Source organism: Sphingopyxis sp. GW821-FHT12C06 (assembly GCF_058807415.1).
This window is the reverse complement of record NZ_JBXAQR010000001.1, coordinates 170,256-185,401: the sequence shown is the minus strand read 5'-3', so window position 1 is coordinate 185,401 and position 15,146 is coordinate 170,256. Positions and strand designations below refer to the sequence as shown.

The following is a 15,146-nucleotide window of genomic DNA, read 5'->3' as shown; positions in this document are numbered from 1 at the left end:
TCCGCATTCTTTCGAATTAAACGAAAAGCCGACCTTCCTCGATCATCTCGGGCGGCTAGGCGCGAGGCGCGCGATAAAAGCCCGGCGGCGCCAGTGTGTGTTCCGCAAAGCCCGCGCTCGATATCCCCGACAACGACGGAGATCAGGGGAAGCGCAACCGGTTGTAATTGGCTGATAGCGGTCGGGCCGCTTTTGGATGGCAACCGCAAATTGCGGACATGAGGAACAGCCGATTGGCCAGCGCAAAGTCCTTGAGCGCTTTTGGTTGCGAGATCACTTTTCAAACCAAGGCGTTTTCTAGCCCTTCGATTAACGCGAGTGCCCTTGGGTCGCCGGCTAGGTCCGCCCCCATCCGGTTGGGCGTGTAGGCAAAGGCAAATTTGCGTTGCGGATCGGCAAAGGCGAAGGAGCCGCCCCAGCCCGAGTGCCCAAAGCTATCGGGAGTGCTACCATAGAGGCCCATCACATTGACCAGAAAGCCACTCGCCCAACGCGCCGGTATGCCAAGAACCGCATCGACGCCCTCGATGCGAACGGTGGTCGCCGCCGTCACCGCGGCTTTGTCCGCGATCTGGCCCCCGATGAGGGCGCCATAAAGCCGCGCCAAGCCCTCGGCCGCGGCGAAGCCATTGGCGGAGGGGATTTCGGCCGCACGCCAATCATCACTGTTGGGTACGACCGGATCGAGCGGCGGGTTCGCGAGTGCAGCGATTTGCGCAGCCGACAGCTCCTGCGCCTGCGGTGCCGACGAAAGATCGCCGGGTGCGAACATCACGGCGGCGCGCGCCGCACGCCCGGCAGGCAGGCCGATACTGATATCGAAGGAAGAAAGCTCTTCAGCAATGAATTGCCTGAGCGAACGTCCCTCGACGCGACGGAACAGCTCGTTGGCGAGCAGGCCGATACTGATCGCATGATAGCCGCTCTGGGCGCCGGGTGTCCAAAAGGGCTCGGCCGCCGCGAGCCTCGCGGCGGCGCGCGGCGCATCGTAGAGGTCGGCGAGCGTCGCCAGCTCGCGGAAGCCGGTCAGGCCCGCCTGGTGCGACAAAAGCATCGCGACCGTGACATTCGACTTCCCATGCGCCGCAAACTCCGGCCAATAATCGGCCACCGGCTGGTCGTAATCGATGAGACCGCGGCTCGCGAGCATCGCAAAGCAGATCGCCGTGACGCCTTTGGTCGTCGACCAGATGTTGACGAGCGTGTCTCGCTCCCACGGGCGCCCGGCCTCATCGGCGCGGCCACCCCAAAGACTGACGACCAGATCGCCGTCCTTGACCAGCGCGATCGAGGCGCCAAATTCGGAACGCTCGGCAAAATTGGCTGCGAAAGCATCGCGCAGCGGTTCGTAACCCGGTGCGACCTCGCCATAGATATCGGTCATGAGAAGTCTTTCGATCAGAATTGGAACGAGGCGCTGACGCCATAGGTGCGCGGGGCGCCGTAGACGCGGTAGCCAAAGCCGAGCACCAGCTGGTTCACCCCCTGCGTGACGTAGCGCTTGTCGAAGAGATTCTTGGCAAAGAGCGAGACGTCCCAGCCTTTGTCGCGCAAAACCGACGCGCGCGCATTCCACACCCAATAGCCGTTCGAGGCGATGATCGGGTCGTTGAGCGCATCGCGGTAGGTACGCGACTGATATTGGCCGTCGATCGCCAGCCGCGCGTCGACGCTGCCCGAGACCGGGAAGCTGTATGCGAGGCTGGTGTTGATGCTCGTCTTGGCCGCATCGGGCAGACGGTTGCCCGCCGCTATCGCGCCGCCCGAAGAGGCGAAGGCGCCGAGCTTGCTGTCGAGCAGGCCAAGCCCCAGCGTCGCGGTCAGCCCCGGCAACGAACGCGGATTGAAGATGAGGTCGGCATCAATCCCCTTCACCTTCGCCTTGTCGATATTGCCCAGACGCTGGATCGGCAGGGCACCGGCGACATCGCGGATGAAGGTCTGGACATCGCGATAATCATAATAGAAGCCGCTCAGGCTGTAGAACAGCCCGACGTCGGCGAGCCGCCCCTTGATGCCGGCCTCATAGGCATAGAGCGTTTCCGACCCATAGGGCTGAAGCTGCGCCGAGCTGGTCGCGACCCCCGCGAAGAAGCCGCCGCTTTTGACCCCCTTCGACGCGCTCGCATAGATGAGCATAAGCGGCGACGGCTTCCAGTTCAGCCCGACTTTGTACGACAGATTCTCGTCGCTGATCCGCCCGTCGACCGATGCGACCGTCACCGGCGGCGCCCCGAAGGGCGCGCCCGAGAGCAGACTTCCGGGTACGAGCGAGACGAGGTCGACGGTGGAACCGGTGTTGCGGCGCTTCTCCGATGTATAGCGCAGGCCGGTCACGACGCTGAGCGTCGGGGCAAGCTTCCATTCGCCATTGGCGAAAAATGCGGCGGATTTGGTCACCTGGTCCGACCGGGTAAGGCTGGTCGTATTGAAAAGCGCCTGCAGCCGGCCGTCGTAGCTCGTGACGACATGGTCTCGCGTGTAAAAGCCCCCGACAAGCCAGTCGACGATCGCGCTCTCGCCCGACAGGCGCAGTTCCTGCGAGAATTGCTTGACCTTGTCGTCGGTATAGAAATCGGTCTGCGGCAACGGCGTCGCGTCGGTGTCGATCCCCCACTGCCGATCGAAATCAATGTGTGAGGTCACCGAGGTGAGCGTTGCAAAGCCCAGGTCGACCTCGACCCGCCCGGTCAGATTGAGCTGGTTATAATCATAATAGGGATCGATCGACCAGGCACCGGTGAAGGGATTATTGTCGGTGTCGCGGTAACCGAAGAAGTCGGTACAGCCGGGCGCCCCAGGACAAGTGGCGCCCGGCGCTGGCAGCGCACCAAAAAAGGCGGGTTGCCCCAGATCGGATCGACCGCGCTGCGCCTCAACCTTCAGGTTGATGTCAACTGCATCGGACGGCCTCGCGCGCAGCTGGAGTCGGCCGAGCAAGAGATTGCGATCGCCGAAATTCTCATGGGTGCGCTGGTTGAACCAATAGCCCTTGTCCTGCGCGATGACCTTGCCGGCGGCCCGCAGCGCGATCATGTCGCCGAGCGGGATGTTGAGCGCTGCTTCGAAATCCTTTGCCTGATAATTGCCGAGCGATGCCGCGACACGGCCCGAGAAGCCCGAAAAGTCAGGCCGCGCGGAAAAGACATTGAGCGCGCCGGCTGTCGAATTGCGGCCATAGAGCGTACCCTGTGGCCCCTTCAGCACCTCGAGCCGGTCGACGTCAAAGAAGTTGAAGTTCATCAGCGCCAGCGAGCTGAGCGGCACCTCGTCGACATAGACGCCGGCGCTGGGGTTGTTGGTGGCGCTGAAATCGTTGAGCCCGATCCCGCGGATCGTGACGACGGGCAGCAGCCCGGGAACATTTTCCTTCACCGTCACATTGGGCGCCGCGCCGGCCAGTTCGGATACGCTTTCCAGGCGACGCTCGGCGATCGCTTCGCTGCCGATGACCGACACGTTGATCCCGACGTCGAGGCTGTTCTGAGCCCTTTTCTGGGCGGTGACGATGATCACCCCATCGTCGCTGTCCTCGCTGGCCGGAACCACCTGCCCCAAAGCCGGGGCCGCCAACCCCAGCATGGAAACCCCGACGAGTCCCAAGCCCACACGACGCAAAGTCGCCTGAAAATTCTGCATAATCTCTCCCCCATATAGTTTTCGACGCTTGGGTATGCTGGCATATCAACACAACAAGTCCGTCCCGACAAGCGAAATTTTACGCTTGGGTATGCCGTCATGTCATATCGATGATTTCTGGACAGGGGCTCACAAGGCGTTAAGTTAGGCGGTGATGACCGACATCATGACTCCCTCCGCCAAACCCGGCCCTTCCAAGCCCCGACCGACGCCGCGCCGCGCGGGTCGCCGGGCCATGCTGCTCGACGAAGCGGCGCGCCAGATCAACGAACGCGGCGCGGCGGCGCTGAACCTGAACCTCATCGCCGAAACCGTGGGCCTCACGCGCAACGCGCTCTATTATTATGTCAGCGACACCAACGACCTCATCTTCCGCTGCTATCTGCGCAGTTGCGAGACGATGGAGGAGGATCTCGACGCCGCGATCGAAGACCATGGCTCCGCCGCCGCACGGCTGAGCGCGTTCGTTGCGCGGACATTCGACCGGCAGCCACCGCTTGCCGTTCTCGCCGACCTCGACTTTCTCCCCGATCCGCAACGCACGACGATCGCCGATCTCGCGCGCCGCCGTGTCGAAACCCTGGCGCAAATCATCGCCGAAGGTTCCGACGCGGGCGAGTTCAGACCGGTGGATGCACGGATCGCGGCCGAATGCCTGCTGGGCATGATGAATTGGGCCCAGCTGGCGCAGCTCTGGCTCGCGTTCGACGACGCCATGGGGGATCGGGCACGCATCGCACAGGCCATCCTCGATATCTTTCTCCATGGTTTTGCAGCCGATCCGGAGGCCGTCTTCACCTGTCCGCTCCATGTCGAGAATCTGGAGCGCCGCTCGATCAACGCGTTCGACAAGGCACAGGCCGGTGAGGAAAAGACCCGGCAACTCATCGACGCGGCATCGCGGCTGTTCAACCGCCGCGGATGCGATGGCGTGTCGCTCGATGACATCGGCGCGAGCCTCGGCGCGACCAAGGGCGCCTTTTATCATTATTTCGACGACAAGACCGGCTTCATCGCGCGCTGCTACGAACGCGCCTTCGATCGCTACCGGCATTTCGCCTTGACCGCAGGCGAGACGGGCACCAGCGGCTTCGAAAAATCGCTGATCGTGATGCATCTGAATTGTCAGGCGCAAGCCGGCGCGGCCCCGCCGATGATGCCCCAGCCGGGGTTGTTCACCCTCCCCGACCAAACCCGCGCCGACCTCATGGCGCAAGCCCAGCATATCTGGTCGATTTGCCAGGATTATGTGGCGGAGGGTCTTGCGGATGGAAGTTGCCGGCCGATCTCGGTCGCCGACGTGACGATGGTGAGCGCGGGCGCTTTCTTCTGGTTGCCGAAATGGCTGCCCGCCACGGGCGCGACCGACCCGGTGTCTCTCGCCGACCAGATCTGCAGCATCATGTATCAAGGCTTGAGCGTGCGATAATCTCGAAGACCTGTTGGTGTCGGGCCGTGCCGGAGGAGACGGACGCGGCAATGCTGCGTCAGCGGGCTGGACGAAGGCCCTTAGTGCCAGCGGACCGGATCCGCAGCGCCCTGCTGGCCTCGTGATGCCAAGCCTTGACGTACGGAGCACAATATAGCCGGAAGTGGCCGTTTGGAGCCCGTCCGGTTCTGGAAGAGAAATCGTGAAAAGCAGACCGTAGATCGCCCTAGGCCGAACCGGGTCGCTGCCGCAGGAGCACAAGACCGGAGATTTTGCCTTGGGAGGTGCCCGTAGCAGTCGCCCGGGCGCCCTGGCGCATCGCAGATGAGCCAAACATCTTCTCGCCGCCCGCACCATCCGATAAGGATCGGCCCATGATCGAAATCCATGATGCGATACCCGACCATGAGGCACTGCTTGCGCTCGCGCCCGAAGAGCTGGCGGGCAAGCTGCTGATCCTCATGCGCGAGCGTTTCGAGCGCGACAAGAACCAGCTCCAGACGAGCGATTTCATCACCGAGGTGATGACCGAGAAGCTGCCCTCGGAAGGCGGCAAGGGCTATCCGCACGAGGCGCGCGTCTCGGTCGCCTTCGCGCTCACCGAAGCGATGATGTGGTTGCAGGCGCAAGGCTTATTGATCCCCTTCCCCGCTGATCATACGGCGCCTGGGCGCATGCTCAGCCGCCGCGCCCGCGCCTTCGAAACGACCGAAGATTTTCAGCAGTTCGTGATGGCGAAGCGCCTCAATCGCGAGCTGCTCCATCCGGCGATCGCCGAAGAGGTGTGGCTGGCATTCGTGCGCGGTAATTTTGCAGCGGCCGTTTTCCAGGCGATGCGCGCGGTCGAGATCGCGGTGCGCGAGGCTGCAGGCTTCGAGGCGAGCGATCACGGCGTGGCAATGATCCGTCGGGCGTTCCACAAGGACAACGGGCCGTTGCGTGATCCGAACCAGGATGAGGGCGAGCGCGAGGCGCTCATGCATCTCTTCGCCGGCGCGATCGGCTCCTACAAGAATCCGCATTCACACCGGGCGGTGGAAATGAACGATGCGGGTGAGGCGATCGAGGTGGTAATGCTGGCAAGTCACCTGCTCAGGATTGTCGATGCGCGCAGGCCCGCACCCCCGCACGGCGAATCAGGTCCAGTGGCGGAAGCTGCGGACGCCGACGCGGCGACAGCAGCGCCTACGGAAAGCTGAACGATGGCGCAGATGACCGATCCGATGAGCGCGCTGGTGCAGTTCCAAGAGGCGTTCGAGCAGGGCTTGATCCCTGTCCAGCCGGGACGGCGGGACAGGGACCTCCTGTTCGCGCCGGACACGCCCAACGGGCATCCGCGCTTCAACTACATGCGCGCCGACGGGTCGACGCTCACGGTGTTGGTGATGTTCGCCCAGAACGGGCTGGAGGATGGCGAGCCGGTGTTCAACATCGGCTATGCGGTGCCCGAAGCCTATCGCGGGCACGGAGTTGCCAAGGCGACCCTGACAGCGGCGCTGGCCGACCTGTCGGCAGGACTCGCGGGCGCGCGGATTCCCGCGATCCATGTCGAAGCGGTGATCGCGCCGGACAACCTAGCGTCACAGCGGGTCGCGGCTGCTATCTTCGACGCCGCGCCGACACCGATCATCGACAGCGAGTCCAGGTTGCCGGCGCTGCACTACATGCGCCGCGTGGTGTCGCCGGCCGTCTGACCGGCGCTCGATAAGATGACGGAATTGGCTCAGTCGAACCTAAAGCCGAACAATCCGCCTTCCTCGCCGTCGTCCGATAGACGCGTGGACAGCACATGCGCTTGCTTGTTGAACGCGGCGGGCAGCGGCAGTCGGTCGAAGATGTCCGAGTTCATTGTAACCAGATACTGGCCGCCGATCCGGTCAGCGGTCACCTTTCCGAGTTGCAAAGCCTTCGATACCTGACGCTCGTCCACGCCGTCGAAGAGATGGCTGTCGTGGATCAGGAAGCGCGGACCCCGCCTCGTGTCGGCGGTGAGCGACAGCAACGCGAGGTCGAGGCAGAAGATTTCGATTTGGGAGATGCCTCCGCCTCGGTCTCCTTGGATCGAGATTTCGAACTCTGGTCCACCATCTTTCGCCGCAACGACGAAACCGCCAGTCCGATCGCTGTAGAGCTGCTCGATCGCCCCGCCGATGAAGAGAATCGCCTTGTCCAGCTGCGCCTGCCGGGCTTGATGGTCGTCCTGCAGACGCCGCTTCAGGTCGATGCGATCGCCTTCCAGCTCCGTCTTCTCGCCCTCCAGAACCTCGGCCGCCTTGAAGCGTTCGCGCAACGCCGACGCCTCGACCGCCAGTCTCGCAAGCTGTTCTTGCAGTGCAGTGAAGTCCTCGAACGCACCGCTGCCTTCCAGGAACCGGAGGATCTCACTTCGCTCACCGTCCAGCACCGCTGAGCGCGCTTCTCCGTCTGACAGTTCCGACCTTGTACTGTCGATCTGCTCCTCGAGACGCTTCCGTCGGTTCGCCACCACTGACTCGTGGAACGCCTTTACCTCCTCGAAGCGCCGCACCGCGACGGTGGGAAGTTCGATGCCAACGGCCCTGTAGAGCCGATCGATATCCGTCGTCGCCGGCGGCTGCTCATCCCTGTAGTTGGCTTCGAGGTGATCCAACGTCTGTTTAAGGATCACCGCGTTGCGCTCGATCGCGAGCATCTCGCCGCGGATCGCCGACGCACGGTCCGACATCTCGCGGTAGGTGTCGACCACGCGGAAAGCCGCGAGGTCCGCGCGTAGCTTCTCGACGTTTGCTTCCGCCAGGACAACCCTCGGACGCAGTTCCGCAACGGTGCCGATGATGTCTCCGACCACGCCGCCCTCGGCTGCCTTCTTCAGTTCCTTGAGCTGATTTTCGCGCTGCCGTACTTTCTCAATCTCGAATGGGATCGTCCAATCTAGGCCGAGGAGATACGAGAGGTTAACCTGGCTGTCCCATGTGGCCTGCTTCTCAGCGTGCTTGTCCGGACGCATGAAGCCGCCGCGGCGGCGGACGAAGTAGGCGATCATCGATCGGTAGCTGGGCGTGTAGGATTGCTCGAACGACGTCCCCTTCGTCGGAAAGGGAAGCGCGAATAGCCGGTTGCCGAGGAACTCCTTCCACACCTCGTTCGACACGAAATGGCGACCTGTTTTCTTGTCCAGTCTGGGCGTCAACCCGAAAGACGCCGCATTCTCCTCATCGACCAGTATCTTCGACGGCTCCTCCCCGGATCGCCCAACTCTGATCTGGACACTGTCGAACTCGAAGACACCGAAGAATGTGTAGGCCTTGAGCGCGTCATGACAGGCGACCGCGCTGGAGGCTTTCCCTCCCAGCAGGAAATTGATGACATCCACCAGGCTAGACTTGCCGGCGCTGTTTCGCGTCTGCTTCTCGCCCGAGGAGGGGGACTTGTCGGCCAGCAGGACGTTCAACCCGGCCTTGAGCCGGACTGGCTTGAAGCTGGGCAGGTCGCTTTCGATCGAGACGATCATCGGCTGCCCCCGGTCCGCACGACTAACCCCTGAGACAGCTCGACCGCGAAGATCGAGTTCAGGAACGTCAGCGCCAGGACGAACCAGTCGTATGGCAGCGGGGCGCCTCGTCCGGTCGCGCGTCGAGCAGCCAGAACCCGTTCCCAGATCTCTGATACCGCGCGCGGTTCATCAAGCTGGGCAAGTATTTCACCCCCGATCGCAGCGAGAGAACGGCTCTCAGGTATGTGCTTCGAGGGCAGGATCATGCCCCGACCTTCTCCGCGTGATCCTCGAAGATCTCGCAAGCGTCGAACAGGTATGCCAGGAGTGCCTGCGCGGCGACCTGTCTGACAGTGGTCACTGAGCCCATGCCGGTCGTCTGCTCGTAAAGGGTATCCATGATCTGTCCAGGTGTGAGCGCTTCCTGTTTGAGCGCCAGATAACGGCTGGCGAACGCCTGTGCGATCCGGGCTCCCAACTCGACGTCCGAGTTCTGCTCGAAATATTGCTGGACGTATGGCCCGTTGGTCGACGCCAAGGTGAGCAGCTGGACCCAGTGGCCTGGAAGCTGATTGAAGGCCAGCTTGTCCGACGGCACCGGCTTGATGGGGGCGTTTAGGACGGCCCCGGAGGATATCGAAGCCATCAGCGAGTCCGTCAGAAGCCTAACCTCTTCGAGCTTTAGGTTCTGGCTATCCTCGGCCGTCGCGGCGGGTCCGAGAAGGTTGAAGAGTTCGGTCTCGCTGAGTTCATCGACAATCGTCCAGAGGCTCGCCGGCCCGAAGACGCCGACTACGTGAGCGCCGGCCTGCTTGAGTTCCTCGATCTTCTGGACCGCTTCGATCGGCAGCCCGCTGACGAGATTATGGGCGAAGTGCCACTCCTTCATGATCTTCCCGAGATGGCCACTCGCAAGCTGGTAATCGTCGCCGATTTTCTTAACGATCGTCGCGGCCTTGGGGGCTGCGTCCTCCAGCTTCCCGTAGCACTGGAAAACCTGGCCACCGGCGCCTCTGTAGCCGTCGCAGCCCTTGTCTCCGAGCGAGCCAAAGGGCCGGACCCTAACGAACTCGCTGCCGTATCGCGCTTCCATGATGGTGGAGAAGAAGTCTTGGAACGCGACGCCGTAGGCGTTCCGAACCCTGAGGTCGAAAGTCACCCGACACTGCCATCGCTGGATCGGTTGCATTGCCATTGTCGCGAGTTCGTCCCCCTGATCCACGACCTTCGGAGCCCTTCGCCCTCGCCGATGGTGGTCACCATCTCGTAACGCAGCTTTATTACCCAGTATAGTCACGACATTTGTCGCGCTGGGCCACCCCCGCTGACCGGGGCGTCGGCCTTGCGGGTCGACCTAGGGCGCCGTGGTTCCTGTCAGCAGTTGCCTGGCCGCCCAGAGGTCCATCCGCTCTTGCCTGACCTTCAAAGCGGAGGTCAGAAGGCTCGAACCAACTCCAAGCGGCTGTTCCCCGTTGCTTTGACAAGACCTCCCCGAGCCATCGCCGAAGGTCAGCTTTCGCACCGGCTGCGCCGAAACCGGCAGGTCCAAAATCGTCAAAGGTTGCTCATTCCGGGGACGACAGCTGTGAAAACGGCGAACGTCCACTTCAACCCAAAACCTGTCGGTCCCGCGCATGATCGCGAATGACGGGTTTGTCCCAGGCCCTGTCTTTGAAGCCTGTCGGCAAGAATGTCCGCTTTGAGGCGATCATCAGGCGATCCGCGATGACCGAAATCGGGCGCAGAGCCGCCCATTTTCCGAGCGCGAGAGGTTTGGATGGCAATTGCTATAACGCTTTATGCAATTTGCCGCCGCGAACCCAAGGTGATCCGGATCCAACGCGCATGAACAGATGATGGCACTGTCATTCACAGCACCGCTCAATCGCCTGTGACGACATAGGACTCAACCCTGCCCCTGCCAATTGGCTTCTCGATGGAGCATCGCTGTTCGAAGCGCGCAAAAAGGGTGAGAAAGCCCCCTGATAGGAAAATATTTCAACCTTAAGTTGACATTTTGGGGATATTTCATTGAAATCCGCTTGTAACCTACCATTTGGAAGCCTTCATGCTGCACGCAATCACCATTGAGAACTTCTATTCGATCCTCGACGAGCAGACCGTCGACCTGCGCGTGGCCGAAAATGCCCCCGAGCTCCCCCATCGTTTCGCTCCGCTTTGGGAAGGTGCGGACACGCGCGCGCCGAAGGTTGTCGCAATTTTCGGAGCGAATGCTTCGGGCAAGTCCACGGTGCTTCGTGCGCTCTCCTTCGTCGCGTGGTTCCTACGCGACAGTTTCGGAATCGCGCCAGATGGAGGACTGCCGTTCGAACGCTTCAACAGCAATGACGGTCGGTTGCGGACGACGCGGCTAACCGTGTCTCTCGGCGGACTGGTCGACCCCGAGGATGATAGCCCCGATGCGCCTGAGTGCCTCTATCATTATGAACTCGAGCTCGGCGGCCCGATCCGCGCGATCGTCGAACGCGAGGCGCTCTACTACTGGCCGCCGCCGTACCATCGCAAGGTGCGGCTGTTCGAGCGCGACATCGAAGGCAAAGTTGTCGGCGGCACGACCTTTTCCCTGAGCGGTTATGCGCAAGCGCTCGACAAGATCCTTCGGTCCAATGCCAGTGTGATCTCTACACTGGCTCAGCTCAAGCATCCTTTCGCGACCGCAATTTGGGAATCGGCGCAGCGCGTCTATTCGAACATATTGATCGAGCGCGCCGACGGGCTCGAAGATCAGGTTGTCCGCCTCTATGCGAGCGATCCGATGCTCGTTCAGTCGCTCAACCGCGAAATCGAGCGCATCGACCTTGGCATCAGCGGCATCAAAGTGGAGCAGGGACCGAACGGTCCGCTCATGCTCTTCGCACATCACGGCCACGACGGACTGATGCCTCTGATGCTCGAAAGCCAAGGTACGCGAATGTTTCTGCGCCTTTACCCGGCTCTCTTGAAAGCGCTCGACGTCGGCGGGATAGCGGTTCTCGACGAGCTCGACACGGCGATCCACCCGCTGATCCTGCCAGAGGTTCTCCGCTGGTTTCAGGATCCCGTGCGCAATCCCAATAACGCGCAACTCTGGATGACGTGTCACAATGCCTCACTTCTCGAAGATCTTGAGAAGGAAGAAATCCTGTTAACCGAAAAGGATGTGCATGGGCGAACCGAGATATTCGCCCTCAGCGACATCAAGGCCGTGGGCCGCCAAGACAATTATTACCGGAAGTATCTTGCCGGCGCCTATGGCGCGGTGCCGAGTATTGGATGAGACCACCGCGCGCTCGCGTCGTACGGCGAGAACGCCAGCTTCGTGCCCGGCTGTTCGTCGGTTGCGAAGGCGAGAGCGAGCAGAGCTATGTAGCGCTCCTCCAGCGGTTCGCCGATGCGGCAGAAAGGTCGGTCCATCTTGACCCAGTCCTTCTTCAGCCAGGTGGCGGCGACCCATTGGCGATTATCGAGAAAGCGGTGCTTGAAGTCGCGCGCCGGGAAGCCCGGCATGGCGAACCATACGCCTATCGGTTCGTTCTGCTCGATTCTGACAAGCTCGAACTGGTGCGGCAGCGCGACCAGCGCGGCCGCCAGCTTGCGGAACGCGAGCGGCTCAATCTGGTCTGGCAGCGCCCTTGTCACGAAGGACTGCTCCTGCGCCATCTTCCAAACTGCCAGACCCGCGATCCGCAATCTGCCCCGATCGCGCTCGATCAGCTCCGCCGGCGCTGGCCCACATATACCAAAGGCATGCCCGCCCCGCGCCTCGCCGAAACGCTCGATGTTGATGGCGCACGGCGCGTCGCCCGGGTCGATCCCGAATTTGCCGCCCTTCTCCATGCGATCGAGATCGACGTCGTATAGTGTCGGGAAGGCCGCAATGGTCGCTTGAGGTCACCCCGGCAATTCCCTATATTAGGGTCATGCGCGTGAACTCTGAAACTTCGCTTCGTGTGGCAGCCAACACCTTCGACCGGTTTAACCGCAACTGGACCGAGGTTCACCGGCGCGGTCAGGTCAACGCCGACGGCGTTCTCGTAATTCGCGGCTCGGGCGGCGCAACGGCCGAACCGAAGCCCGACGCCCCGCGCCCCAATGCGGGCGGCAAGGCAAAGCCCAAGGTTCATGCCGGCACGGGCGCGCAGGCGAAAGGCGCGCCGCAGGCCAAGCAGAAACGCGCAGCCCCGCCAAAGCGCAAGGGCTGAGGCCCTTAACGCCAGCGGGCCACCATAGTCAGGACGGGGGCGGCTTTGGGTATCACAATCGCTGCAGTCCTGACGGCGGCATTGCTGCTTCCCGGAATCATTGGCCTCAGCCTCTTTTACAGCAGCGTCGGCACGTCCGAGGTCAAAGTGACGCCCCCACCACTCGGCGCGGTCACCTCGCTCGCGCTCGTCGGACTGTTCGCGGTGCTGGCTCATGCTATCTGGGCGGCACTGCTTGCCTTCAACGCCTCGCTCAAGCCCTGCTTCGACTTTCCGCCGCTCGATCCCTATTCGATGCTGTTCACGGTAGCAGGGGCCCGCATCACGGCTTCGACGGTCTCCGCAGGGATGGCCGGGCTTTTATGCTCCTGTGCGGTGGGCGCCCTGATCGGCCGGCTGAGCGCTGCGGGAAAGTGGGACTGGCGAGGCCGCTTCCTGTTCGGTTGGCTCTATCCGATCATTGAAAAGGCAAGCCCGCGGGAAAATTACATCAACGCCTATGTCGTCACCAAGATCGAGAATGGCTCGGACACGCTCGGTTATGAAGGCACGGTCGAAAATCTCGTGCTCGACGAGCAGCGTCAGATCGTTGGCGTCACATTGACCAATGTCGCGACCTTCTATCTTCGGATGAACAAGGATGGCGTGCGGCGGGTGCATGCAGGCTCGAACCTTCCCCATCTCGTGCTGCGGAGCGGCGACTACCACAATGTGGCGCTCGTCGTGATCCGCGACGAGAGCGCCCCCGCTGACATCGTCAATCCTGCGGCGCACTAGAGCGCCTGCGATCGTTGAAGCACAGCCTCGTTCGCCCGTCCGCTACGCGTCATCGGGCGATGACTGGCCGTTTTGGTTCGGTGCTTTAGCGCCCTCGAGCGCAAGGGCGGTATCGACCAGTCGCTTCATCGCCTGGTCCGTATCGATCCCGCGGCTCCCGGTAAGCACGATCGTAGTCTTATGCTTGCACAGCGCGCGCAATGCGTTGGCCGCGACCAGCATTTTCGGCTTGAGAAGAGCAAGCGCATGGTCGAGCGCGGCCTCGACATCTTCGCAGTGCCGTAGGCCCGCCATCAAATCGTCGATAAGAGCGCGTTTCTGATTGACGAGTTCCGCATCTCCCGCGAGCTCGCTGAAATCCCCCTCGAGATATCGCTTTCCCTGCGCCCGAAGCTCGCCGCGCACATGAACGAGCCGCGCCTCGTCGGTCGAGAACTTCCTGCTATTGAAGATCTTGTTGATAATATCGTTCATTACCGAGCCCGAAAGCGCCTCGGCAAGACATTCCTTCGCGACAAGAGACAGGAATTGTAAAGGCAGTTGACGAGCGAATAATGCGGTCGATGTCCCCTCAGGGCTCTCGTTTATTTCCTGCGCGCTCGCGCGCGCCTCTTCGAACACCCAGTTGATATAATCCTGGTTGATTTCGTCCTGCAGGGCGACGAATCTTCCGAGCCGCGCCTCAAGATTGGGTCGGCCAGCGAACATCTTGCGCGGGAAACCGAACAGCATCGCCACGCCGACGTTGAGCCGGTGCGTCTCCGGCGTCTCTTCGATCCACCCTTTCAAGATGGCCAGATCCTCGTCAGTTACCGGCTCAAGCGCCGAGACCTGCCCGTTCAGAACCGAGAGCATCGCCATAATATCCGCGTGATTATTCCGAGCTTCCGTGTTGTCGACAACGATGCGCTGGCGAAAGAATTGACCCGACACGGACGGTTCGCGCCCGAGCCATTCGTCGAAATCATTCGGTCGAAGGAGATGAAACTCGAAGCTTTTCATGGCATCGAGGACCTTCTGCTCGGCCTCGATATCGCTGAAGCCGCCGATGGTGACATAGCTATCCCGGACCTCACGCGCGGCCGTCTTTATCTCTTCGGTCTTAAGAGGTTGAAGCTCCTTGTAGCGCGCAAAGAAATCCGCGACGGTCGCGGCAGGGTCACGGGCAAGGGCGAGAAAATAGACGAGCTTCTTATCGAAACTCAAATCGCCGTTGATCGCCGCAAACAGGATGAGCTTGGCGATTTCCCGGAACACCGCCGGCAGCGCCATCGGACTCTCGAGACGCTTGCATTGCACCACGCCAACTGCCTGCCCTTCGTTGGTGAGCAGCACGTCGCGTCCCGCATCGGCGCCGCGCACCATCAGCGTAGCACTGTCCCAGCGGCGCGAGACGCCTCTCGGCGCTGAGTTTTTGGCGAGCGCATAGGCCAACCGCTCGAAATCCTCGTCGCCGAGCCGCAGATACGCGTATGCCTGCAGCCCGGCGTCTTCGACCTCCGCAGCTTCGATCTGATTCAATTCGTCATCGGCCTCGGCCTGTGAAAGGATCATAGAATGGGTCCGGATTGGTTTTTGCGCTGCAAGGCTCTTATGCGATCTCAGCGATGCAGGGCGAGAAATTTGG

The 15,146-nt window shown here is 61.8% G+C and carries 13 protein-coding genes; 7 read left to right on the top strand and 6 right to left on the bottom strand.

The genetic code is table 11. The annotated features are described in order from the left end of the window. Positions 1-280 precede the first annotated feature (280 nt). Together AC1RRJ_RS00765 and AC1RRJ_RS00760 are read right to left on the bottom strand one after the other, a co-directional pair. The gene (locus AC1RRJ_RS00765; RefSeq protein ID WP_493119790.1) at positions 281-1,384 is read right to left on the bottom strand and encodes a serine hydrolase domain-containing protein; all 1,104 of its coding nucleotides are present in this window, start codon (positions 1,382-1,384) and stop codon (positions 281-283) included. 14 nt (positions 1,385-1,398) lie between these two features. Next, on the bottom strand, positions 1,399-3,639 hold the full coding sequence (locus AC1RRJ_RS00760) for a TonB-dependent receptor (protein WP_493119789.1): 2,241 nt from the start codon (positions 3,637-3,639) through the stop codon (positions 1,399-1,401). Positions 3,640-3,793: 154 nt separating this feature from the next. Here AC1RRJ_RS00760 and AC1RRJ_RS00755 point away from each other — a divergent pair, with 154 nt between their 5' ends. The 3 genes from AC1RRJ_RS00755 (at position 3,794) to AC1RRJ_RS00745 (ending at position 6,762) form a co-directional block, all read left to right on the top strand. Beyond that, the gene (locus AC1RRJ_RS00755; RefSeq protein WP_493119788.1) at positions 3,794-5,068 is read left to right on the top strand and encodes a TetR-type transcription factor C-terminal domain-containing protein; all 1,275 of its coding nucleotides are present in this window, start codon (positions 3,794-3,796) and stop codon (positions 5,066-5,068) included. A gap of 374 nt (positions 5,069-5,442) precedes the next feature. Continuing rightward, positions 5,443-6,267: a TIGR02391 family protein gene (locus AC1RRJ_RS00750; RefSeq protein ID WP_493119787.1), complete on the top strand. Its 825-nt coding sequence runs from the start codon at positions 5,443-5,445 to the stop codon at positions 6,265-6,267. Between the two features lie 3 nt (positions 6,268-6,270). Then, on the top strand, positions 6,271-6,762 hold the full coding sequence (locus AC1RRJ_RS00745; protein ID WP_493119786.1) for a GNAT family N-acetyltransferase: 492 nt from the start codon (positions 6,271-6,273) through the stop codon (positions 6,760-6,762). A 29-nt stretch (positions 6,763-6,791) separates the two neighbouring features. Here AC1RRJ_RS00745 and AC1RRJ_RS00740 read toward each other — a convergent pair whose 3' ends face one another. From AC1RRJ_RS00740 to AC1RRJ_RS00730, 3 genes are read right to left on the bottom strand one after another with little or no spacing between them, the layout of a single operon-like run. Next, positions 6,792-8,558 carry an ABC-three component system protein gene (locus tag AC1RRJ_RS00740; protein WP_493119785.1) on the bottom strand — a complete coding sequence of 589 codons (1,767 nt, stop codon included), beginning with the start codon at positions 8,556-8,558 and terminating at the stop codon, positions 6,792-6,794. After that, a complete protein-coding gene (locus AC1RRJ_RS00735) occupies positions 8,555-8,806 on the bottom strand; it encodes an ABC-three component system middle component 6 (protein WP_493119783.1) in 252 nt (83 codons plus the stop codon). Before AC1RRJ_RS00735 ends, AC1RRJ_RS00740 begins: the two co-directional genes overlap by 4 nt. Then, positions 8,803-9,699, bottom strand: coding sequence for an ABC-three component system protein (locus AC1RRJ_RS00730; RefSeq protein ID WP_493119782.1), 897 nt, complete (start codon positions 9,697-9,699; stop codon positions 8,803-8,805). Before AC1RRJ_RS00730 ends, AC1RRJ_RS00735 begins: the two co-directional genes overlap by 4 nt. 909 nt (positions 9,700-10,608) lie before the next feature. On the opposite strand from AC1RRJ_RS00730, the gene AC1RRJ_RS00725 reads away from it, so the two are divergent. From AC1RRJ_RS00725 to AC1RRJ_RS00710, 4 genes are read left to right on the top strand one after another with little or no spacing between them, the layout of a single operon-like run. Continuing rightward, positions 10,609-11,817, top strand: coding sequence for an AAA family ATPase (locus AC1RRJ_RS00725; protein ID WP_493119781.1), 1,209 nt, complete (start codon positions 10,609-10,611; stop codon positions 11,815-11,817). Continuing rightward, on the top strand, positions 11,814-12,401 hold the full coding sequence (locus AC1RRJ_RS00720) for an RloB domain-containing protein (protein ID WP_493119780.1): 588 nt from the start codon (positions 11,814-11,816) through the stop codon (positions 12,399-12,401). Before AC1RRJ_RS00725 ends, AC1RRJ_RS00720 begins: the two co-directional genes overlap by 4 nt. Before the next feature lie 59 nt (positions 12,402-12,460). Beyond that, positions 12,461-12,742: a hypothetical protein gene (locus AC1RRJ_RS00715; protein ID WP_493119779.1), complete on the top strand. Its 282-nt coding sequence runs from the start codon at positions 12,461-12,463 to the stop codon at positions 12,740-12,742. A gap of 45 nt (positions 12,743-12,787) precedes the next feature. Further along, on the top strand, positions 12,788-13,519 hold the full coding sequence (locus tag AC1RRJ_RS00710) for a hypothetical protein (RefSeq protein ID WP_493119778.1): 732 nt from the start codon (positions 12,788-12,790) through the stop codon (positions 13,517-13,519). Positions 13,520-13,561: 42 nt separating this feature from the next. On the opposite strand, the gene AC1RRJ_RS00705 is transcribed toward AC1RRJ_RS00710, so the two are convergent. Further along, positions 13,562-15,073 carry a hypothetical protein gene (locus AC1RRJ_RS00705; RefSeq protein WP_493119777.1) on the bottom strand — a complete coding sequence of 504 codons (1,512 nt, stop codon included), beginning with the start codon at positions 15,071-15,073 and terminating at the stop codon, positions 13,562-13,564. Between the last annotated feature and the right edge of the window lie 73 nt (positions 15,074-15,146).